This is a genomic window from Candidatus Limimorpha sp. (assembly GCF_056203535.1).
The window spans coordinates 1-23,026 of the sequence record NZ_JBADWU010000102.1; the positions used below are offsets into that span (position 1 = coordinate 1).

Sequence of the window (23,026 nt, forward strand, 5' to 3'; positions counted from 1 at the left end):
ATTTGGATATTCCAATCCTTTAATGGAGTGCCAATGGATTCAATTTTTTTCTTAATACTCTGTTCTATCGGTGATAATATAACCCAACTTGCATCTCCAACAAAACCACATTCCATGCCCTTTTGCAGCACAAAAACGCTCATATTTTGAAGGCTTTCTTTGGTCTCTCCTTTTGCAACCGCACAAAGCGTTTCCCCTTTGTTTTTTTCTTTGGCAAACAACAAGATGTTCGTATCAACTGTAGCTGACTCAAAAACTTTTACTCCAGCAAAATCAATTAATTGTATAGGATTTGTCTTATTGGCGAAAAAAGAACGTGTTTTTTCACCATACCCCGCTCTCATCCACTTGTTTGATGTAATAAAGCACAAATGTCCATGTTCTTTAAGCAATTGCCATCCGCGTTCATAAAATAGGCTATAAATATCACCTGTACGAACAAACGTCTCATATCCACACGGAGCATACAATTCACCTAAAGCACCTCCATTGCTTTGCAATTGAATATACGGCGGATTGCCAATCACCACATCAAAGCCGTTTTCGATGCCAAACATCCATTCGGGAGAGAAAAAGGGCGAAACAGCGTTCTGGTCGTATGGATTCCATTGTGCAAACTGCCGTGCATCCTCGGGTGCATAATTGTGGTTCTCCCTTAGCAATGCAGCCAGTTTTTCGCGCAAGTTTTTGTCGTCGTCACGCAATTTCCGCTTCTGATAAGTGTTTTTGGCGTAGAAATGTTGCTTACGAATAGTGATAAGTTGCTGTTTGGTTGCATCTATATCGGGATTTTCAAAAAGATCCAGTTGCTCAGCACGTTTTTTCACGCCTATCAATGTGTTTGCCGCAACAAACTTAGTTTCCAAATTTGGCAAGGTGTTAATGCCAAAGTTTTTCTCCGGTGCATTAAAGTCAATGTCGTTTTGTTCACAAATCAAGGATATGAAGAAACGTAATTTGCAAATCATCATGGCTATTGGCTGTATGTCGACACCATAGATGCAGTTTTCTATAATCTTGAGTTTCAAGTCGTAACGCGAAAACTTTTCAGGCTGCAATACTTCAATGACGTTCACCAACCGCAACAGGCAACCCATCGGGAAGGCGCCGGAGCCACAAGCTGGGTCAAGTATCTTCATGTCCAACATGGCCTGCGACAACTGCTCGCAATCATCAACGGAAAAACTTTCCGGAACGCTGCCACTTGCAAACAACGACCGAATGTCCGTTTCCTGAATGGTTGGACATTTACGCTTCAAATGCGCCACAATGGATTCATCAACCATGTAATCCACAATTTCGCGCGGCGTATAAAAAGAACCCGTGGCATTGCGTGCCGATTCCTGTGTCTCAGGGTTATACGATGCCAGAAGATTTTCAAAAACCCTACCTAACAATTCTGGGTCGAGAGAAACCTGAACATCGTTTGGTGAATTTTCCTCAATGGTGAAATTGTATTGTTTCAAAAGGTTAATCAAGCCCAAGTGGGTTTCATCATCATTGAAAAACAATACATTAGGCACAAAAGCACGAAACTTGTAACTGCCATTGGCAAACTTGGAATCGTTGCGGCTGAAACCATCAAAATATTTATCCGTTTCCTGCAAAATATCGCTAATGGCAAATTTATCTAAACATTCAAACAAACCGCCATTCAGGAAAGGAACTCTTTCAAACAACTTCAACACTTCATCTTCCGAAACGGAAAACATTTCAGCATAACGATACAGATTCCTCAAATCGCGTTTGTCTTTCAGCATGGCAAATCGGCGCGGATTTCCTTCATCATCAATAATGGCACGGTTCAATGTGGCAAAGAAAAGATTTTGCAAAATAGCATTATAATAATTGCCCACCGTTCTTGATTTCGGGTCGAAGCCTTTTAATACACTTGTTAGATATTGCTCATCAAAAAGTTTTTCAGGCACTAAGTTCTTCTGTTTGACGAACCATACAAAAAGCAGACGGGTAATCATACGGATGATTTTCACATTGATTCCTTCCCTATCATCGTCCGCTGTACTGGGCTTATTGGGGAAAGTCACACCTGTGGCATCGTCAACAGCCCATAAATACCAATTATACAATTTGTTGTAAAACTCTTTCGTCAAGGCCTCAACGGAAAAAGCATCCGTAACATCATCCAATGTCTGTGTGCTGTTTTTCAGTTTCGTAAACCTTTCGATTGCCGTTCTGCTTCTATGGCCTTCGCCCAAATAATAGGTGAAACGCTTCGTGTCGGTGGCTTCCGTTCCTAATTTTCCATCCGCGTTGAAAGCCAAAATCTCGCTGACATACGAGAAACGCAACACTGATTCGTTTTGCTTGAAGCAAAACATGAATGCGCCGGCAAAGCCATTGCTTTTCCAGTGGGAAACCAACAGATTTCGAATGCTCACCTTGTTACGTTCAATGATGACGCTATCGGAAAGAGACACTTCGTAAATGGCAAGGGCTTTGCCATCAGCCAGCTGGATTTTTCCTAAATAGTAGGCGCATTTTGCGGTGTCATTGTTAATATCGACCCGAAAAGGGCTTGCCCAAAACTGAATACGGTTTTGGAAAATATCATGCAGCAAATTCTGCCAGTTTTGGCGGTTGTATCTTGATTCTATGATTGGTTTGTAGTCCATAATCTGTTAATTTACAATTTATCTCAAAATCTTCCATACACCATTCTTGGTGCCGTCTTTGTCTATGTATCCTTGATTTCGCAAGAAAGAAATTTCACGTTCAACGGTTCGTTGAGACATATTTAGTATTCTCGCCAAACTTTTGGCAGTATTCTCGCCATTTATTTTCAGAATATTGTATATAATCCTCTGACGTTCTGTAAGTTGATTCTTGTCAACATTCTCGCCACGATTCTCGCCATTTTGCAAAACAAAGCCATCGTTTTTTCTCCAGAAAGTGACCGTCACCTCAAAATCCGTTGCCGTCCATGTGGGTTCCGAAACGCCATATTCTTTGCAAATCCGAATGATACGCTGCACGCCCGTACCCCAATGCTCAAGAAAAGCCGTTTGGTACAGTACACGGGCTATGGACTTGTTGCGCGGATAGGATTTGTGAGGCTCCTTGATTTTCTCAATGGGCAGTTCAGGAGGCATACAGCCGGGATTGCTTATCTCGACACGGTCATCGAAAATGGCAAGCGTGACATTGCCAAGGGTTCGCTCTATTTGACGATGGCAAAGGGCGTTGATAAGGGCTTCACGCAAGGCCTCAATCGGAAGTTCCAACCTCTCTTCTCTCAACAGACCGACGACCTCACCACCTATCTTCAGGTTATTCATGAGGAAAGTGATTCCTGCATCAAGCATATAGAAGAAGTTGCCCTTTGCGAATTTGCCATCTACAAATATGTTTTTCGTCTTGCCACGAAAACAAGCCATGCCAAGTTCTATCTGTGAGTAATCGCGTATTTTCTTGGCAAACAAGACCATTGCCGCATTGATAAGTTTGCCTTCCTTCATAAGTTCGAGACGGTCAAGCAGCTGTTCCGTGGAATCGTTGGCAGCCGAAGCATGAATGCGTCCGTTGTTGATACCACTCCTTACCACACGGCGAATAATGTCCTCATCCATATCGTCAACGGTATAATCTTCAGTTATCATGGCATCCCAACGGTATTTCTCAGGGCTTCGCCGGCGAAGCCGTTCCTCATACATGGTTTGAGGCATGGGCATTGTGGTACTCTCCAATTTGTAATAAGGCTTGCCGTCAAATGCGTAAGGAGCTTCTTTGAAAATATCAATATCAGCATGGATGACTATGAGTTGATTACCATTGCCATCAGGCACATCGATGTACTCCACAGGCATATTGACGCATGGCTCCAACTTGCGAATTTCACGGGCTATCTCCTGTCGAGTATTGTCAGTAACTTGCTGACCGACAAGTTTCAAAGACTTCGGAGCAACGCCAAAAATGACATAACCGCCATCGCTATTAAGCATCGCGCAAACAGAATGCTTGCCATCCTTTAACTCGCCAGTGGTTTTCTTCAATTCCAGCGTGCGGGTCTCGTCTATCTTGATAAGTTCTTTTATTTCGTCAATTGTCATAATTTCCTTATTATCTGAATGATTCCGAAAGTATAATGATGGCTTCCGTTTCTGTCTTATTTTCGTCATTCTCTTCCGAGACGAAATATGCGTTATATTTATTGGACATCTCTATGACCTCTTCCAAAGCATCATCGTGGGTTATTTTTCCACTTTTCAGTTGTTTCGACATGCGTTGCAATCTTTTGGCAATGGTGGAAATCACGCCCCTTTCCGCTAATATACGCAACTGCTCGACCTGTAAACGCATGGTGGCATCCTGAATCTCATTCATAAAGGCATTAAGAAGGCTTGTCGCCACTGTCACCTGAGCACCCAGATTGCTTTTTGCTGAAGTTGCCGCCGTATCTTCCATCACAATTTCCTTATTCATGTCGGTGCGGAATTTCAGCAACGCCTTTTGCACATGGGCATGATGGTTCTGGATTCTCGGCACAGATTGTTCATCAGGCGATGCCTTAAAGAAGTTTAGTGCATCCACAACCGTCAGTTCATTTGGTTCTCCAACATCATTAGCACGATAAAACGCCTTGCGGAAATTGGTCTTGAAAAACACGATGGTGTCGTTGCTCAAAGTGATGCCATCGAATTCTTTCGGTTCCCTGCCCGTTCTGCTTCTCAGCGAAAGCCTACGAATGCGGTTGTATTCCTTTCTGTTATTGAAATACAAATCGCGCAATTCTTCAAAGAAAGCCAATTCCTGATTGATTTCTTCGCTTGACATTCCTTCTGTAAACAGTTTGTCAAGGTCAAAATCGATGATTTCTTCCGTAGAGTAGATTTGATTGTCTTCGCCAAAAGTGGTGTGGAAAGTCTGGATCTTCGACAAGGCCGTGCGGTTCAGCCTGATTTCCTTATCGCCTTCCCTTGAGGGATAGAACACATAATTGTAAATCCAAGGGTGAGCAGAACCGATACGGTTGACTCGCCCGATGCGTTGCATGAGTTTGGTGGAATTCCAAGGCGTGTCGTAATTGACAATTATGCTGCTTCGGTGCAGGTTGACGCCTTCGGCAAGTACATCAGTAGTAAGAATGATGTTGTAGTCGTCCTTTTTGTCTTTGAAATTGGCATCGAAATTGGCGCGGATAGTCTTAAACAAGGCATTACGGTTGTCGGATGAAACGACAAGTACATCCTTTCTGTTGATACGCTCGGCAAGATAATTCACGGTGTCTAACGATTCGGAGAACACGACCAATTTCTGGTCGGGATTGATTTTCCTATTAAACAGTTCGTGTTGCAACATATCCTGAAACACATCAAACTTGGAATCGTCCGCATCTGAAACATCGTTCCATTCCGAACATAAAACATTCAAAACTGATTGGTCTTTTTTCAAATCCTCTAAAAAACCTGGTTTGAAATCATCTGGAGTGAAAACCGCATTCTTAGGATTTTCAACTGCTTTTTCATTCAGCTTTTCTTCAATCTCATCAATGGAAAGTCCTTTTTCAAGCAAAGTGTTAATATCCATGTCAGGGGCAATCAGCACTTTCCCATTGGCAAACATGTCAATCATGTTTTGGTTTGCCCGTGCAAATCGGTCAAGGGAAATCTTGAAAGCATGGAAACTGCTCTCCAACCGTTTTACCATACCATTTTTACGAATGGAGGCCAATGACTTGGATACCAATTCCGCATTGTCATACAATCCCTGTGAAACTTCTTCCTTCAAACCAGCAATTGCCTGATAACGTGCATAAACCAAATCTTCCACCAAATGCTTCATTGTATTCTCAAACAAATTGGCCAGATGTTCATTCAACTGGTAGCTCTTTTGGTTCGGTTTTGCCACTTTAGGGAAATTGCCTACTTCAACCTTATAACGTTCTATTTTTCCGATGTCGGTACGGGTTCTCCTGACCGTCAGCGGCTTGATGATTCTGTCTCTAACCTTCTCAGCCAATTTCTTGAAAGCCTGCAAATCATATTCGGGATTCGACTTTAGTTTGTTAAATTCAACGACCAGCGGACTAAAGAAATTGGTCAGGTTGCTCACACCATCAATGGTGCAACGGCGCGGGTCTTGGAAAAGCAATATCTGATGATAAATATCTTCAGGCGAGTTATTCATTGGTGTTGCAGAAATCAGCATGACTTTTTTCTTGTATCCTGTTATATTGCCAGTTTCCACTCTCGGCATTTTACAGATTTCCTGCAACTGGTTGAACGCTCCCGTGTCATGGTTACGGAACTTGTGCGCTTCGTCAACTAACACAAGGTCGTAATCTTCAGCATTCCAATAGTTGAAATTATCTTCGTCAAGAACCTTGCTAAGACTGCCATTGCTGACAAACTTGGTATATTTATCTATGCCAAAATCGGCAAATGTAGTTTTCCAGTTCTGTTCAACCGCAGGAGGATAAACCACAAGAATCTTCGTGTTTTCCGCTCCGTTTTCAATGAGAAATTTTTTTGCAATCATAGTAGCGACAATGGTCTTGCCCAAGCCAACCACATCAGCAAGGAAGAAACCATCGTAACGGAGCAATTTCTGATAGCCTTCATTTACGGCATCTATTTGATATTCATATCGGGTATATCCCTGAGGCAGCAAAAGCGGATCTTCCATTTCGGCTGACTTTACCCTGTCTTCAAAATATTCCATCAGCATTTTGATGTATATTTCGTATGGGGTTACATCTCCTTTCAAGTAGGTTTTGTCTCTGGCGTTTTGAAGGTCAACCGCCTCTATCGGACAGTTTTCTGCTTCCTTCCACAATTCTTCAAATTCCTTTTCCGCATCTTGAACAAGATTTGTTTCTTGCACCAAAACATTAAACTCATATTGGCTTTCCGAAGAAACACCAAGTCCGTTGCCTGTCAGATTGCTTGAGCCAGTAATGGCGGCTGCACCTATTGTATGCTCATTCAGTCCATCAGGATAAAGAATGTATATCTTGGAATGAATGGATTTGCTCGGATGTGCCCTAAGTTCCAATTTTCCTTCAATAATATCCTCAACCATTTGAAACATTCCCTGTTCCACCTGCTCCGAATACTCGGAAGATTCAATGTCTTTCTGATATTGAAGAAGATAATCGCTTTTCACCTTTTCATTATCTCCGAAAAACAAGAGACCTCTGTTTGCAGCATCTGCAATGTACTTATCAACATTAATACCGATAAGGATTCGTACCTTATGGATACTGTCTAAGAAAGGCCTTAAAGAAAAATAGCCTGAAGCCCGAAGAAATCCGACGACAGCATCGAAATTCTGAATATGAGGATTATTTGAGAGAATATTCTCAAATTCATTCATCAATGTATTATCTCTTCTGTTGGTGAAAAAACGAGTTGCCATAGAAAGGATGTTTGAGTATGCAAAACTACAAAATAAGACAATTGGTGCAATTCTACGCCGAGAAATTTTGAATGGGGATGTTTGTTAAGTGCTTTCGGCCTTTCGGTAAAAAGGCGGCGGCCTTTTGGTGAAAAGCACGCCGCCTTTTACCCAAAAGCCCGCCTGCTTTTTGAAAAAGCAGGCGGGCTTTTAAAATTTGCCGCTCGTGCTTTTTTCAAAAGCTGGCGGCCTTTTCGGCTTGCGCTTCCGAGGGGTTTGTTTCAGCTTCTCTCACTTGAGCATGACAAGCATTTCCTTTTCTTTTTTCAACCACAGTAAGTCACCAAACATGACTTGAATTTACACCTTATTAATTAATAGGCAGTCCGGTAAAAGGCGTTTGATAAGAACGAACATTAAACGATCCACAAAAAAACTTCGGGACGAAAAAACACTTCGCCCCGAAGTCATCAGTTTATGTGTTGATGAAACTTATTCCATAGTGATTTTGCAGACCAAGTTTCTGTCGCCATAGGCATCGTCGATGTAGTTAATAATGTATGACTAATTGTTTACTCTTCTGACAATCATGCCTTCGACAGTTTCACGATCAATGCTAAAACAAAAACCTTTTGGAAGGGGAAAACTCTTGCTTTCTTTTGCATCAAGAACAACATTTAATACTTTTTCTATGTACTCACGTTTTCCTCCACCTCCCAAGTCGCCACCACCACAATATACTCTATACTTTATTGCGCATAAAACCGTTACCATACAATTGTTGTAGTTTGTTAACTCTAGGCAATCTTCTTGACGATAAACAAAATCTGCTTCAACTCCACCAATATCTTGAGTCGAACAAATCCCATTGATATAAAACTCACCATAGGGTCCATATGTAATACTAGAGTTAATCTCTTGACTGAAGCAATTAGAATGAATTCCTATTGAAGTAAATGATAATAAGAAAAGAAAGATTATGTTTTTCTTCATTTGTTTATGTGTTTAGTCGTTTGACTTTGCAGAGATGCGTGCATCTCTGCAAAGTCAAACAAACAATGCGGTTATTTTTCAATGAACTTGCAAACCAAATTCCTATCGCCGTATGCATCGTCGATGCGGGTGACATGCGGGAAGTACTTGTCCTGAACATCGCTCTTCATCGGGAAGCCGGCTTCCTCGCGGGTGAATGGGAATTCCCAGTTGCTGCTCATCAACATTTCGGCTGTGTAAGGAGCGTGTGAGATGATGTTGTCGCCCTTTGGAGCCTTACCTTCTTCGATGGCTGCGATTTCCTTACGGATTTGAATCATGGCATCGACGAAACGGTCGAGTTCGGCCAGAGGTTCGCTTTCGGTTGGTTCAACCATCAAGGTCTCGTGGACTGGGAATGCTACGGTTGGAGCGTGGAAACCGAAGTCCATCAAACGCTTGGCAATGTCGATAGCGGCAACGCCTGTGGCCTTGTTGATGGCGTTGATGTCAAGAATCATTTCGTGAGCAACATGACCATTGTTGCCGGTATAAAGGATTGGATAGTAATCCTTCAGTCTGTCCTTCAGGTAGTTTGCGTTCATGATGGCACCCATGGTAGCTTTCTTCAGACCTTCGCCGCCCAACATCTTGAGGTAGCAGTAGGTGATGGTGAGAATCTGGGCACTTCCGAAAGGACCAGCTGAAACTGCGCTCATCTGCTTTTCGCCGCCGGTTGGGAACAGGATGTGTGAAGGCAGATATGGCTTGAGGTGTTCGGCCACACCGATAGGACCAACGCCAGGACCGCCACCGCCGTGAGGAATGGCAAAGGTCTTGTGCAGGTTGAGGTGGCAGACGTCAGCGCCAATGAAACCAGGGCTGGTCAGACCGACCTGAGCGTTCATGTTGGCACCGTCCATGTAGACTTGACCGCCGTTGTCGTGAACGATCTTCACGAGTGTACGGATACCATCTTCATAAATGCCGTGGGTTGATGGATATGTTACCATGAAGGCAGCCAGTTCATCCTTATATTGTTCAGCCTTGGCCTTAGCGTCTTCAAGGTTGATGTTGCCGTGTTCGTCGCAAGCAACCACCACGACTTGCATACCAGCCATAGCAGCCGAAGCAGGGTTGGTGCCGTGTGCCGAAGCAGGAATCAGGCAGATGTGGCGGTGACCTTCACCGTTGGCTTCCTGATAACGACGGATGGTGAGCAGACCTGCATATTCGCCGCTTGCACCTGAGTTAGGCATGAAGCTCATGCCCTTGAAACCAGTGATTTCGCAAAGGTCTTTGGTCATTTCGTCGATGAGTTCGAGATAACCTTCCACTTGGTCAGTAGGAACGAATGGGTGAATGTTGCCGAATTCAGGCCAGCTGAGGGCGTACATTGATGTGGCAGGATTCAGTTTCATGGTGCATGAACCGAGCGGAATCATGCAGCGGTTGAGGCTGAGGTCGCGGTTTTCCAGTTTCTTCATGTAACGCATCATGTCGGTCTCGCTGCGGTAGTTGAAGAACAAAGGAGCTTGCAGGTAGGCTGATGTACGGCGCATACCTTCCTGAATGCCGCACATGCTCTTGTATGAACCGTCGCAAACGAGGTCTTCATGCTTCACGTTCATGGCTTCGCAAACCACGGCAACGATTTCGTTGATGTCTTCCTTAGCGGTGGTTTCGTCGATGCTGATGCCGAAATGCTGCTTGTCGATGATGCGGAAGTTCATCTTGTGCTGCAAGGCGATTTCGTTGACTTTGCAAGTGCAGACACCTTCAGGCATTTCGAACAACAAGGTGTCGAAGAAGTTCTTGTTGAGTTGCTTGACACCATATTTCTCCATTTCGGTAGTGAGCTTGCAAGAAAGGCAGTTGATGTGTTGGGCGATTTCCTTCAGTCCGTCCGGGCCGTGGTAAACGGCATAGAAACCTGACATGATGGCCAGCAGAGCCTGTGCAGTGCAGATGTTGGATGTGGCTTTTTCGCGCTTGATATGCTGTTCGCGGGTTTGCAGGGCGAGACGGTAAGCTGGATTGCCGAGGGCATCCTTCGAGATACCGATGATACGGCCTGGCATTTCGCGCTTGTAATCTTCTGTGGTGGCGAAATAACCGGCATGAGGACCGCCAAAGCCCATTGGCAGACCGAAACGCTGGTTGGAACCGAGGACGACGTCAGCACCCCATTCGCCTGGAGGGGTGATGAGGGTCAAGCTGAGCAGGTCGGCGGCAACGGCAACTTGCATGCCTTTGGCTTTCCAGTCGGCAACCTTGGTGCGGTTGTCAACGATTTCACCGAACTGGTTAGGACACTGAATCAGGATGCCGAAGAAGTCTTCACCGCAGGTGAAATTGTTGAGGTCGTCGACAACGACTTCAATGCCAATGAAATGAGCGCGTGTCTTGATGACTTCGATGGTCTGTGGGAACACGTCGTTAGCAACGAAGAATTTCTTCACGCCAGCCTTCACCTGAGCGCGGCTGCGGGCGTGCCAGAACATCAGCATAGCTTCGGCCGCTGCCGTACCTTCGTCGAGGAGGGAAGCGTTAGCCAGAGGCATGGCGGTGAGGTCGCTAATCACGGTCTGGAAGTTCAGCAGGGCTTCGAGACGGCCTTGTGAAACTTCAGCCTGATAAGGAGTATATGAGGTGTACCAACCTGGATTTTCAAGGATGTTGCGCATGATGACACCTGGAGTGATGGTGTTGTAGTAGCCCAAGCCGATGTAGGTTCTGTACTGCTTGTTCTTGGCACCGATGGCTTTCAGATGACTGATGCACTCGTATTCGTTCATGCCGCGACCGATGTTAAGGTCTTGTGGCAGACGGATTTCAGGAGAAATAATCTCGCTGATGAGCTGTTCCTGTGATGCAACGCCGATGACCTTCAGCATCTTTTCAGCATCTGATGCGGTAGGACCATTGTGGCGGTTGATGAAGTTGTTGTTAATCATTGTGTTATGTTTTGAATTGTTATTATTCGTTGAGTTTTGTAATCAAATCGTTTACAGTGTTAATGCTGGTCAGGTCGGAATCTGGAATTCTCTTGAGTTTCGGATACCATTCTTTATAGGTAGACCAATCTTTCAATATCGTAAGTCTCAGATATTCAAATTCTTCTCCGCTGACACCTTCGCTCTTGTACTTATTATATAAATCGGTGTAAGGATCCATTTGAAGTGTCTTTTGGTGAATCAATCCCCAGAATTCCTGCTTGAACATTTCATCTGGTGTCTGTGTTACAGGTTCTTCTACAGGAGCAACTTCTGGTGTGTTTTCGATTACATTAATGCTATCTGAATCTACAGTTTCAATTTCTGTAGTTTCAGGGACTTCAACTGTTTCAGGCGTTTCTACGACTTCTACAACATCCTGTTTTTTATTTGCCTTTTCTTTGCTTCCCGAAGGCTTTGCAACCAATGCGATAAGGACGATGATGATCACAAGTGCTGCTGCGCCGAGGATGATGTATTTCAGGTTTGATTGAATTCGGTTTGAAAGTGGCTCTTTCTCGTATTGTGCAATAAGTTTGCCATCATAAATGCGGTTCTCGGGCAGCATGACGCATTTGAAGCCCGTGAATTTGAATCCTTTAGGTGGTATGATATAATCTTGTACATCGTGACCGTCTTCGTAGAGTGAATATGGGCAGCCGTCCATTTTTTCACCATCACCGGCATCGATGCAGAAGTGTTTCTCAGAATATTTATCCATTTTTGTCTCTTTTGTTTGGGGTTATTTTAAGGTCTTGTTTAAGGTAATGAAATCCGGATAAGCCAACTGTTGGTTATTGATGTTGATGTAAGGCTTGACCTTCAGGCCGACATTGACAGGCTCGCTGCTTGCACCGGCCAGTTTAAATGCCAGATTTACAATGGCATCAGCCGATTCGCCACTGAAAAGCTGGAATAAATCGGTGGTAATCGGAATTGAGACCGAACCTTTCGAATTGGCTGGAACGTTCACGCCTTGGTTGAGCGTGGTGCTGACGACTTGCTTCCCGTTGAGGGTGAGGACATAGTCCATTTTCGTCATGGCTGCAGCAATGGAGTTGGGATTGTTGACATCTAGATTTACATTAAATGATACCGGCAGACTCTTGTTAATCAATGCGTTGGTAAGGCTGAGCAATTGCGAAACGTTCAGGTCGTTTTTGGTCATGCCTTTGTTTAGGTTGATGCCTAACATCTGGATGTTGTTGACGTTGTTGAAATCAAACGTGCAGTTGACCATATTGTACATCTGTGATGCTTGGTCAGCGAGGTCGATAAGTGCTTCGCATGATGAAAGACCTAATGCTATGAAAACGATAATGAGTGTCCTTCTTATTCTTGACATGGTGTTTTCTTTTTGATTATCAATAGTTTCCAATAAAATCTCTATGACTGCCGATAAATGTCGCCAGGCGGTGTTCAATAAGTTTGCAATATTACGCAAAAAAGTCGGATGAAACATCCGACTTTTGGAATTATTTTTCCATAAAATAAAGCCTTGATAATCTTATGCCTCATTGTGACGGCTGGCTCTCTTGCGTTCCAGTTCGTCGAGGATGATTTTGCGCAGGCGTAGGCTCTTTGGCGTGACTTCGAGATACTCGTCGTCGCGAATGTATTCCATGTATTCTTCCAACGAGAATCTGACAGGCGGAATCAGTCGGATGGCTTCATCTGAACCTGATGCACGCACATTGGTAAGATGCTTTTCCTTGTTGATATTCAATACGATATCATTGGAACGTGTGTTCTCGCCAATGACTTCACCGGCGTAAACGTCTTCATTCGGATTGACGAAGAAAATGCCTCTGTCCTGCAATTTCCAAATGGCGTAAGGAATGGCTTGACCAGTTTCCATCGAAATCAAGGCACCATTGTTGCGGGTCGGCAATTCGCCTTTCCAAGGTTCGTAATCCTTGAAACGGTGCGAAATGATGGCTTCACCTTCGGTAACTGTCAACAGCGTGTTTCTCAGACCGATAAGGCCTCTTGACGGGATGTCGAAATCCAGACACATGCGGTCGCCCTTTGGCTCCATTTGGGTCATTTCGCCCTTGCGTGTGGTGACTTGTTCGATGACGCGGCCTGAGAAATCTTCAGGAACGAGAACCGTCAGACATTCGATTGGTTCGCATTTCACATCGTCGATGTATTTGATGATGACCTTAGGCTGGCCCAACTGGAATTCGTAACCTTCGCGGCGCATGGTCTCAACCAGAATGCTGAGGTGCAGAATACCACGACCGTAAACCATCAGTGAATCAGGCGAATCGGTGTCTTCAACTTTCAGGGCAAGGTTCTTCTCGGTTTCCTTGTAAAGTCTTTCACGAAGGTGACGCGAAGTAACGTATTTGCCTTCCTTGCCGAAGAAAGGTGAGTTGTTGATGGTGAACAACATGCTCATCGTGGGTTCGTCAACCTTGATAGGCGGGAGGCCTTCAGGATTTTCGTAGTCGGCAACGGTGTCGCCAATTTCAAAGTCGTCGAGACCCATTAAAGCGATGATGTCGCCGGCTTGAACCGGATTCTTTGTGCGCTCCTTGCCAAGACCTTCAAAAGTGTAAAGTTCCTTGATGGTGCATTTCACCAATGAACCGTCGCGCTTCACCAACGAAACGTTTTGACCAGCTTGCAGAGTCCCACGCTTCAGACGGCCCACAGCGATACGGCCAACGTAGGAGCTATAATCCAAAGAGGTAATCAGCATTTGTGGTGTGCCTTCTTCATATTTGGCTTCCGGAATAGTGTCGATGATGACATCAAGCAAGTGTGAAACATCGCTCGTTTCATGCTTCCAATCGTCTGACATCCAGCCTTGTTTCGATGAGCCGTAAACGGTCGGGAAATCCAACTGGTCTTCGGTGGCGCCAAGGTTGAACATGAGATCGAAAACAGCTTCCTGAACTTCGTCAGGACGGCAGTTCGGCTTGTCGACCTTGTTGATGACGACGATAGGTTTCAGACCCAATTCGATGGCTTTCTGCAACACGAAACGGGTTTGTGGCATCGGGCCTTCAAAAGCATCAACCAAAAGCAGCACGCCATCGGCCATATTCAGAACGCGTTCCACTTCGCCACCGAAATCAGCGTGGCCAGGAGTGTCTATGATGTTGATTTTTACGTCTTTATATCTGACTGAAACGTTCTTCGAAAGAATGGTGATGCCGCGTTCGCGTTCCAAATCGTTGTTGTCGAGAATGAGCTGACCGGGCGTTTCTTCCGATTCCTTGAAGAGTTTCGACTGGTGAAGAATCCTGTCAACCAAAGTGGTTTTGCCGTGGTCAACGTGAGCAATAATGGCTATGTTTCTAATACTCTGCATATTGTAAAAATTATTTCTCCAAAAATTGAAGCTGCAAAGGTAGTGATTTTTGGCGGAAAATACTGAAATTTGAAAGGAAAAGTTTTGTTGAGGTTTGCAGTTTGATTTATTCAGCAAATAAATCCGGTTCGTTTTCAATAAGATCTTCGGCGAGATTTCTGTAATCAAGGTTGTCGATGCCATATTTCCCGATTTCAATCATCTTGGCTAAACGGCTCGAGTAATAAATCTTCATTGCTTCCCGTTCGGAAATTTGCTTGATTTCGGCTATGCAATTGATGATGTTCTCTGCCAACCTTTCGCGATAGAATTTTGTGAGTGTTTCGTGGTCTACCATGACTTCATGCCTTTCATAACCTAACTCCCTTTTCTTCAACGTATTCGCTAATGTCTTCGGTAAGATACTCCATGCCTAAAGTGTGAAGCGTGTCGTAATGTTTGATGATGTAATTGTCAAGGATTCCTGTTCGGTCGAGAATGGCGTAGACTTCTGTCGGGAGTTTGTGCCATTTTTCGGCTAACTGATGTATGACGAACACTGAAAACCTTATTTTCTTGCTTTCTTCCATTGCGAGATGCGAATTATCATTGCGCAAAAATAGTCAATAAATTGGAATTGTGGCGAATGTGTGTTTTACTTTTTTTTGGCTTGTGAAATCAAATTTTGCCAAAAATGCCTATTTTTGCAAAAACGAACAACAATGAGCGAAACAACAAGAGCGGTCTTGCAGCAGTATTGGGGCTATCCGTCATTCCGTCCCATGCAGGAAGACATTGTGGATGCGGTGGTTGGCGGTCGCGATACCTTGGCACTTTTGCCCACGGGCGGCGGAAAGTCGATTTGCTTTCAGGTGCCGGCGATGGCAATGGATGGCATTTGCATTGTCATCACGCCTTTGATTGCCTTGATGAAGGATCAAGTCGCTCATTTGGTTGAAAAAGGCATTTCTGCCATGGCAATCTACTCGGGAATGCACACTGATGAAATTGCCTTGGCTTACAATCAGGCGGTTTTCGGACGCTTGAAATTCCTGTATGTTTCTCCCGAAAGGCTTCAAACTGACCAGTTTATGGAGGCTTTGAAACGCATGAAAGTCTGCCTGCTTGCTGTCGACGAGTCGCACTGCATTTCCCAATGGGGCTATGATTTCCGTCCGCCGTATCTGAAAATTGCTGAAATTCGGCCATATATTCCGAAAACACCTGTTCTGGCTTTGACGGCCACGGCTACGGCAAAAGTCGTTGACGACATACAGTTTCGTCTCGGCTTCAAGCAGAAAAATGTCTTTCAAAGCAGTTTTGAACGGAAAAATGTGACTTATAATGTTGTCCATGAGGCGGATAAATATGGCGTTTTGTTCCGTAAACTGAGTGCCATGAAGTCGGGCAGTGCTATCGTTTATGTCCGAAACCGCAAGAAAACGCAAATCATTTCGGATTGGCTGAATTCCGTTGGCATTCCGTCGACTTTCTATCATGCGGGGTTGGATTCAAAACTGCGCGACGAGCGTCAGGATTTGTGGATGAAAGGCAAGGTGAAAGTCATAGCAGCGACCAATGCTTTTGGCATGGGCATCGACAAGCCGGATGTGCGTCTGGTCATTCACATGGATTTGCCCGACAGCATTGAGGCGTATTTTCAGGAAGCAGGCCGTGCGGGACGCGATTTGCAGCCGTCGGAGGCTTTCCTTTTGGTTTCGCCAGCCGACATTCAGAAACTGAAGGACGATTTTGTACAATCTTTTCCTGAGCTTGAGCGCATTAAATTGATTTATACTGCTTTAGGAAATTATTTCAATATTCCGGTCGGCGCAGGCGAAAACATTTCATATCCTTTCATTATTGCTGATTTTGCCAACCGTTACGGTTTTTCGGTTTTGGAGGTTTTCCATGCCTTGAAAATCCTTGAAAAAGAAGGCTTTTTCGTGCTTTCCGAGGCTTTCGATGAACCTTCAAAAGTTATGATTAAGGCTTCGCGCGATGATATTTATGGCTTTCAACTTGCTAATGCTCAATATGATGTCTTGATTCAATATCTGCTGCGCAATCTGCCGGGCGTCTTGACTGATTTTGTGAAAATCAACGAGGAAACCGTGGCAAGAAAGACGGGTCTTCCGCTTGAAAAAGTGATTTCGCAACTAAAGAAACTCGATGAATATCACTTCCTTTCCTACGCACCGCGAAACGATAAACCTCAGATTCTTTTCTTGCATGAATTTGTTGATACAAAGCATTTTAACCTTTCAAAGGAAAACTATCACGATAGGAAGAAGGATGCTGAAGAACGCATCAAGGCGGTGATTGCGTTTGTCAACAATGATGATGAATGTCGGAGTGTGCAGCTGTTGCGTTATTTCAACGAAAAGACCAACAAGCGTTGTGGCCGTTGCGATGTGTGCCTGAAGCATGGAAAATCAAGTCGTTCAGGCATGAATTATGAGCAAATGAGCAGTAAAATTGTCACTGCGGCGCATGAGGGCAATCTTTACATGAAAGATGCCGTGAAGTTGTGTGCCGGAAATTCCGATGAGGAAATCCTTGATGCGATTCGTTTGCTTGTTGACGAAGGTGTGTTGTCGATAGACAAAATGGGCTACATAAAGTCTAAGAAATGAAAAAAGGAACTGATATTCAGTTCCTTTTTATGAATAGCTCATCGCAAATCGATTAGATGAGGTCTGTAGCTGGCTTGAATTTAACCACTTTCTTAGCTGGAATGTCAATGATTTCACCAGTCTTTGGGTTGTGGCCTTTTCTGCCTGGGCGTTCAGAAACTCCCAATGTGCCGAAACCAACGAGAGTAATCTTGCCATCGTTTTTCAATTCGGCCTTTGTAACTTCGACCATAGCATCGAGAGCTTTCTTGGCATCTACTTTTGTCATTCCTGCTTTTTCAGCAATTGCGCTGATTAATTCTACTTTATTCATTTTGTAAGTGTTTAAAGGTTTAACGTTTACGGGGCAAAAGTAATTTATTTTTCGATATTCCAAGCTTTTTTTGCCGAAAAACATCATATTTTCTAAAAAAATGCAATATTTCTCTAAAAAGTCCTGTTTTATACAGAGTTTTAATCAATTCAGAGTCGAGTATGGAACGATTTTCCAGTTTCCATCAAGGTGTTGGCCGCGAAGGAAATCGGCAATCGGCATGGCTTTTTTGCCGGCTTGTTGAACCATGGTCAGATGCAGGTAACCGTCTTTCAAGGCAATTTTCAGATATTTCTTGTTGTCGGTGACAACTGTGCCGATGGATTCTGATGGTTCGCAACTTTCAATTTCGGAAGCATAAATTTTCAGGTCAATGCTGTCGTTACTTTCCGAGCAAATCGTGGCATGGGCGGCAGGGTAAGGCGACAATCCCCTAATGTGGTTGTAAGCCGTCTGGCAGTCGGATTCCCATTTCATGTAGCAGAAATCCTTGAAAATTTTCGGGGCATCTTTTAATAAGGTGTCGCCAGCCAGTTCTTCCTGTGTCAGGGTCTGATATTCGCCTTTTTCGATTTTCTGGATGGTTTCAACAACGACCTTGTTGCCCAAAAGCATCAGCTCATCGTGCAGTTCACCGGCATTTTCGTCGGGGCGGATGGCGACTTTCTCGCGCATGATGACGGCTCCTTTGTCGATTTCCTCGTTGAGGAAAAACGTGGTCAGGCCGGTCTCGGTTTCACCATTGATGATGGCGTGGTTGATGGGTGCTGCGCCACGGTATTGGGGCAGGAGTGAGGCGTGAAGGTTGAAGGTGCCGTATTTTGGCATTTTCCAGACAGTTTCAGGCAACATTCTGAATGCCACCACGATAAACAGATTCGCCTGATAGGGTTCCAACGCTTTCAAAAATTCCGAATTTTTCAGTTTTTCGGGTTGTAGCAAAGGCAGGTTGTGTTCCAATGCGGTTTTCTTGACATCCGAAAACTGTATTTTTTTCCCTCTTCCGGCAGGTTTGTCGGGCATGGTGACTACGGCGGCAACTTCATATCCTGCTGCCAAAATCGCTTCTAACTGCGAAGCGGCAAATTCGGGCGTACCGAAATATACGATTCTCATTTTTTCCATGGCGCAAATTTAGTGAGAATTAAAGAATAACTTGTAACGAAAACAGTTGTTTTTTTCGCTTTGCTGAACACAAAATCGAAGATTCGACGTAGTCAATTATCGTAAATTATCAAAAATTATAATCGTTTATATATCAGTTAATTTATGGAAATTCATGTTTATAAAAGCGAAATTGATATGTTTTAGAATTGTCTCAACTTGTTTTTTTATTGTTACTAAGGTTTGTTTAAACAAAAAAGCCCGACTCGAAAGTCAGGCTTTAAAAAAGTATCATGATTACAGTCTAACTTATTTCAGTTTTTCTTCCATGTTGGCAATGTTTCTGTTGATGTCGAAAGCTTCGTTGCTCAGAGGGAAGTCGCTCTTTAAGCTCTTGTAAACTTCGAGAGCCTTGGCGTAGTTGCCCATGATTTCGTAGGTCATGCCTTCCTTGAGGAGGAACATTGGCGAGGTGAAATCGTTAGGGTTCTTGGCAGCGGCTTTGCCATAGTAGCTGACAGCGCTGTTCATGTCGTCGAGTTCCATGTAGCAGTCGCCGATAGCGCCGAGAGCCATAGGAGCAATGATTTGGTCGTCGCTGTCAAACTTCTTGAGGTAGTTGATAGCATCGGCATAGTTGCCTAACTTCATGTAGCTGATGCCTGCATAATATGAAGCGAGTTTACCGGTCTTTGTTGAACCGTAGTCGCTGATGATGTCAAGGAAACCGAGGTTGTTGCCGTCGCCGTTCAGAGCGTTTTCGTATTGCTCGTTTTCAAAGTACTGCTGGGCTGTGAAAATCTGTGAACTTGCGGTTTCGTTACGCTTTTGGTTGCGTTTCGAAATGCCCCAAATGGCCAAAGCGATGACCACTACGGCTGCCAAAATGATCCATAAAGTCTTCTGATTCTTTTCAATCCAAAGTTCAGTTTTGCTTAATGCTTCTTCTACGTTTTCGAGTCTTTCGTCTCCTTGATTTACATTCTGTGTTGTTGCCATATCAATTCAAAATTTTGAGTTGCAAAATTACGCTTTTTACTTATACGAATTACATTTTTTTCATTTTTTGGATTTAATTTTTGATTTTTCTTTGCAATGTGTTGATATATAGTTGTTTGCTATGTTTTTGAAAATTGCTTTTTTGCTTTCTATCGCAGAAAGTCTTATTTTTGCAGCCGTTTTTAAAGAAAATGCGATGACGCCAAGAGACAAAGCCTTATATGATTTTCTGAGTCAGTTCATTACGGATGAGCGCAAGCAAAGATTCGAAGAAGTGTTGGATTACCGTACCCGCCACCTGACCGTGGTGCTTGAGGATATTTTTCAGCCGCACAATGGAAGTGCCGTTTTGCGCAGTTGCGATTTGCGTGGCATTCAGGATATTCACATTATCGAAAACCGTTACGAGTATGATGTCAATCCTGATGTGGTGATGGGCAGCACGAAATGGCTCAACCTTTATAAATATAATGGCGAGGAGTTTAACACGCCGGCTGCTTTTGCCAGATTGCGCGAAAAAGGATACAAAATTGTTGCCACTTGCCCGCATCGCGATGACTTTACGCCCGATACCTTGCCTTTGGACAAACCGATTGCCTTAGTGTTTGGTACTGAGAAACTTGGCCTTTCCGATTATGCTGTTGAAAACGCCGATATGCACGTCCGTATCCCGATGTTCGGCTTTACCGAAAGTTACAATATCAGTGTTTCGGCAGCCTTGATGATGTATGCCTTGACGGAACGTCTGCACCAATCCACCGACATTGACTGGCATCTGCCTGATGAAGACCGAGACCAACTCCGTTTGGAATGGACGCGCCGCACTCTGACGCGCATCCGCCAGTATGAACGTAAGTTTGCGGAATTGCATCCTGAGTTTGGAGAAATTGATAATCAGTAGATAAATACTTGTTTTGGCGCAATTTTTGTAATGAATAAGCCGTAATCCTAAAACTTATTTACTATGAATAAATTGCTCTTTACTTTGTTTTTACTGGGCTTTGCAGGCATTTCCGCTTTTGCCCAAAAGAATGTCGCCTTCAAATTGGAAGGCGTTGTGGTCAATGCGAAAAACGAATGTGTTGAAGGCGTTGGCGTTTACAATTCGCAGAATCTGTTGCTCTCCATTACCGATGCAAACGGCATTTTCAGGGTCGATTTGAAATCGGCGGCGACGCTTGTGTTTTCGCACGTCGGCTATGATAGGAAAGTCGTCCAAATGGATCCAAAGCAGTTGCAGGCCGATGAAAAAGGCGTATACAAAACTGTCGTCACTTTGAAAAGCAAGGTGGAAAACATTCAGGAAGTGACGGTTACGGCCAATGTGCCGCAATTGGCTTACGATAATGAAATCGTCTGGGTGATTGACTATCTGGTGGGTTCGGATGGCATTTATGCCATTACGAGCACGGGCACAAAATCGAATTTGCTGCATTTGAGTCTTGAACAGGACACCATTTCGCAGTGCCCTTTGGCGCAGAAATACGAAGAGCTGTATCGCGATGTTTTCGGCAATGTGCAGGTCTTGAGTGCCGACTCAATCTATCAGGTTTATTGCGACGGCAAGGATTTGCATCTGCTCTATGGTAACGACATCGACAGATATAATAAGGTGTTGAAACCGATTGTTGCCGCGACCGATAGCGTCATTGTGCAGCAAAACTATATGATGCTTAACCAATATATCGTTTATGTGGTCGCAAATAAAAATACAAGGAAACAACATTTGCTTGAACCTATTGAGGGTGAGAAACTTGAAATATTGGAAAACTGGGGATCGGATAATTTGCGTGAAGCGAAAGCTTTGAAAGGAGGTGCGTTAGAGAAAGGGCTGGGAACAGAATGGATACAAGTGATTAAAGCCGAACAAGAGCAAATCAGGTCAGGGAAAATATATGCTAACGCCAACAAGCCAATAGAATTTTATAATAATCCGGCGGCGTTTGATCCAATTACCCAAGAGGAAGAGGCAAAGAAATTCGATTATCGGGATAATCCTAAAATGCGATTGTTTTTTAAGCCTGTCTATAGCCCCGTGATTTCAATCAATAATCGGCTTTATCTGTTTGATTTTGAAAATGATAATTTGTATGTCTACGACAATTTGGGCGAGTTTTTGTGGAAAAGTGTCATTGCCTTTCATAGAAAATCTGGCTATGGAAAGAATCTGAAAATAAACAATCCCAACCCTTGGGATGAAAACGTGATTGTGGATGTCGCCAAAGGCAAATGCTACGGACAGTTCATCACGGACGGCATGGTGACGCTGAAAGAAATCAACCTGAAAAACGGCAATGTCGGCGAGGCCTATAAATTGGACCAGCATTATTTCCCGACAAAGATTCAGGTTTACGATGGCTACGCCTATTATCTCTTTCTGGATTCAAGGAAACATAACGGCGACAGAAGAAGTCTTTATCGGGTGAAACTGTAGGATTTGCGGTTATTCCGAGTCTTCCGTTGAAAAGTTTGTTTGTGCGTTAAAAATGATGGCTGTACTATAACAGATGACTGATTATATAGCGAATAGAATTTATATAGATTCCCGACGCTTGCGGCGGGAATCTATAATTGTGATGACAGAAAAATCAGTCATTAACTAAACTAGAACCTTAAAAATTTATATGGTCTCTATTTTTTGTCGTTTTTTTCATTTCCAAAACCTTCGAAGAATCCTTTGACAAAAGTTGGCGTGGAAAAGCGAACTGTAAACATACATCATATTCCTGTTTTTTTCACATTTTTATGCTAAAAATCACTCAATTTTTCTTTATTTCCACCTTCAGCGGTTGGTTGTCGTAGCACCAATTGCGATGATATGACATCTGTTCGGAAATGAATGTCTTAATGTCGTCCACATTCCAGTCGAAAGCATCTCCGGCATCAATCAGGATTTCAGTGAGGCGGTTGATGGCTTGCGAGTGATATACGCTCGACACTTGGTTGAAGGTTTTGCCCGTGGCATGGGCTACGGCATCGATGGTCTCGACAGCTCCGCTGAGTTCTTCAAACAGCAAGTCTTCGTTGTGACGATAGCGTTTTCTGTTATCTTGTTCTATCATAGTGCATTATGTTTTTATTGTTCTTGTTCTTCAATTTTCTTCCGATAATCCTGAATGTCGAGAATCAAGCCGTCGATGATAGAGAGTTTCTGCTCTTTTGAATAGTCATCATCAAGTTGAGAGTCAAGTAATTCGGTGATGGAAAATTCGACGGGATAGTTGCAGCCATCTTCATTGGGAAACAATACGAAATAATAATCCCTGCTAATTTCTGTGTTCATAATGATATGTTTATTGCGTTAATACTTACTGCAAAATAAAAACAGAGGTGTGCTATTTGTGGGCACACC

19 protein-coding genes are annotated in these 23,026 nt (G+C 43.8%); 4 read left to right on the forward strand and 15 right to left on the reverse strand.

What is annotated here, in order from left to right; genetic code table 11:
* From AC06MN_RS11915 to AC06MN_RS11925, 3 genes are all read right to left on the reverse strand, one after another.
* Positions 1-2,633, reverse strand: a 2,633-nt coding sequence (locus AC06MN_RS11915; RefSeq protein WP_475672606.1) for an Eco57I restriction-modification methylase domain-containing protein, incomplete at its 3' end; no start/stop codon positions are given.
* Positions 2,634-2,651: 18 nt separating this feature from the next.
* The gene (locus AC06MN_RS11920; protein WP_475672607.1) at positions 2,652-4,067 is read right to left on the reverse strand and encodes an ATP-binding protein; all 1,416 of its coding nucleotides are present in this window, start codon (positions 4,065-4,067) and stop codon (positions 2,652-2,654) included.
* Positions 4,068-4,077: 10 nt separating this feature from the next.
* Complete coding sequence (locus tag AC06MN_RS11925) at positions 4,078-7,374, reverse strand: helicase-related protein (protein WP_475672608.1); 3,297 nt, start codon at positions 7,372-7,374, stop codon at positions 4,078-4,080.
* 81 nt (positions 7,375-7,455) lie between these two features.
* Here AC06MN_RS11925 and AC06MN_RS11930 point away from each other — a divergent pair, with 81 nt between their 5' ends.
* Positions 7,456-7,692, forward strand: a complete 237-nt coding sequence (locus AC06MN_RS11930) for a hypothetical protein (protein WP_475672609.1) — start codon at positions 7,456-7,458, stop codon at positions 7,690-7,692.
* 225 nt (positions 7,693-7,917) lie between these two features.
* On the opposite strand, the gene AC06MN_RS11935 is transcribed toward AC06MN_RS11930, so the two are convergent.
* From AC06MN_RS11935 to AC06MN_RS11965, 7 genes are all read right to left on the reverse strand, one after another.
* Positions 7,918-8,346: a hypothetical protein gene (locus tag AC06MN_RS11935; protein ID WP_475672610.1), complete on the reverse strand. Its 429-nt coding sequence runs from the start codon at positions 8,344-8,346 to the stop codon at positions 7,918-7,920.
* Positions 8,347-8,417: 71 nt separating this feature from the next.
* Positions 8,418-11,282 (reverse strand): aminomethyl-transferring glycine dehydrogenase, encoded by a 2,865-nt coding sequence (gene gcvP, locus AC06MN_RS11940; protein ID WP_475672611.1) that lies wholly within the window; start codon positions 11,280-11,282, stop codon positions 8,418-8,420.
* A 22-nt stretch (positions 11,283-11,304) separates the two neighbouring features.
* Entirely contained in the window at positions 11,305-12,042 is a 738-nt protein-coding gene (locus AC06MN_RS11945) for a hypothetical protein (RefSeq protein WP_475672612.1), read from the reverse strand.
* A gap of 21 nt (positions 12,043-12,063) precedes the next feature.
* Positions 12,064-12,666 carry an LEA type 2 family protein gene (locus AC06MN_RS11950; RefSeq protein WP_475672613.1) on the reverse strand — a complete coding sequence of 201 codons (603 nt, stop codon included), beginning with the start codon at positions 12,664-12,666 and terminating at the stop codon, positions 12,064-12,066.
* A gap of 162 nt (positions 12,667-12,828) precedes the next feature.
* Positions 12,829-14,643 carry a translational GTPase TypA gene (typA, locus tag AC06MN_RS11955; RefSeq protein ID WP_475672614.1) on the reverse strand — a complete coding sequence of 605 codons (1,815 nt, stop codon included), beginning with the start codon at positions 14,641-14,643 and terminating at the stop codon, positions 12,829-12,831.
* A 106-nt stretch (positions 14,644-14,749) separates the two neighbouring features.
* Positions 14,750-14,980 (reverse strand): hypothetical protein, encoded by a 231-nt coding sequence (locus AC06MN_RS11960; RefSeq protein WP_475672615.1) that lies wholly within the window; start codon positions 14,978-14,980, stop codon positions 14,750-14,752.
* A 13-nt stretch (positions 14,981-14,993) separates the two neighbouring features.
* Positions 14,994-15,212, reverse strand: coding sequence for a DUF3791 domain-containing protein (locus tag AC06MN_RS11965; RefSeq protein WP_475672616.1), 219 nt, complete (start codon positions 15,210-15,212; stop codon positions 14,994-14,996).
* Between the two features lie 132 nt (positions 15,213-15,344).
* Between AC06MN_RS11965 and AC06MN_RS11970 the strand changes: the two genes are divergently transcribed.
* The gene (locus AC06MN_RS11970) at positions 15,345-17,258 is read left to right on the forward strand and encodes a RecQ family ATP-dependent DNA helicase (RefSeq protein WP_475672617.1); all 1,914 of its coding nucleotides are present in this window, start codon (positions 15,345-15,347) and stop codon (positions 17,256-17,258) included.
* A gap of 52 nt (positions 17,259-17,310) precedes the next feature.
* On the opposite strand, the gene AC06MN_RS11975 is transcribed toward AC06MN_RS11970, so the two are convergent.
* The 3 genes from AC06MN_RS11975 to AC06MN_RS11985 form a co-directional block, all read right to left on the reverse strand.
* Positions 17,311-17,571: an HU family DNA-binding protein gene (locus AC06MN_RS11975; protein ID WP_475672618.1), complete on the reverse strand. Its 261-nt coding sequence runs from the start codon at positions 17,569-17,571 to the stop codon at positions 17,311-17,313.
* 144 nt (positions 17,572-17,715) lie between these two features.
* Positions 17,716-18,696, reverse strand: coding sequence for a methionyl-tRNA formyltransferase (gene fmt / locus AC06MN_RS11980; protein WP_475672619.1), 981 nt, complete (start codon positions 18,694-18,696; stop codon positions 17,716-17,718).
* 288 nt (positions 18,697-18,984) lie between these two features.
* The gene (locus AC06MN_RS11985; protein ID WP_475672620.1) at positions 18,985-19,674 is read right to left on the reverse strand and encodes a tetratricopeptide repeat protein; all 690 of its coding nucleotides are present in this window, start codon (positions 19,672-19,674) and stop codon (positions 18,985-18,987) included.
* 196 nt (positions 19,675-19,870) lie between these two features.
* Here AC06MN_RS11985 and AC06MN_RS11990 point away from each other — a divergent pair, with 196 nt between their 5' ends.
* Positions 19,871-20,575, forward strand: coding sequence for a TrmH family RNA methyltransferase (locus tag AC06MN_RS11990; protein WP_475672621.1), 705 nt, complete (start codon positions 19,871-19,873; stop codon positions 20,573-20,575).
* Positions 20,576-20,638: 63 nt separating this feature from the next.
* Positions 20,639-22,108, forward strand: coding sequence for a hypothetical protein (locus tag AC06MN_RS11995; RefSeq protein ID WP_475672622.1), 1,470 nt, complete (start codon positions 20,639-20,641; stop codon positions 22,106-22,108).
* Positions 22,109-22,433: 325 nt separating this feature from the next.
* Here AC06MN_RS11995 and AC06MN_RS12000 read toward each other — a convergent pair whose 3' ends face one another.
* Complete coding sequence (locus AC06MN_RS12000; RefSeq protein WP_475672623.1) at positions 22,434-22,736, reverse strand: hypothetical protein; 303 nt, start codon at positions 22,734-22,736, stop codon at positions 22,434-22,436.
* Positions 22,737-22,750: 14 nt separating this feature from the next.
* A complete protein-coding gene (locus tag AC06MN_RS12005) occupies positions 22,751-22,957 on the reverse strand; it encodes a hypothetical protein (RefSeq protein WP_475672624.1) in 207 nt (68 codons plus the stop codon).
* Positions 22,958-23,026: the final 69 nt, after the last annotated feature.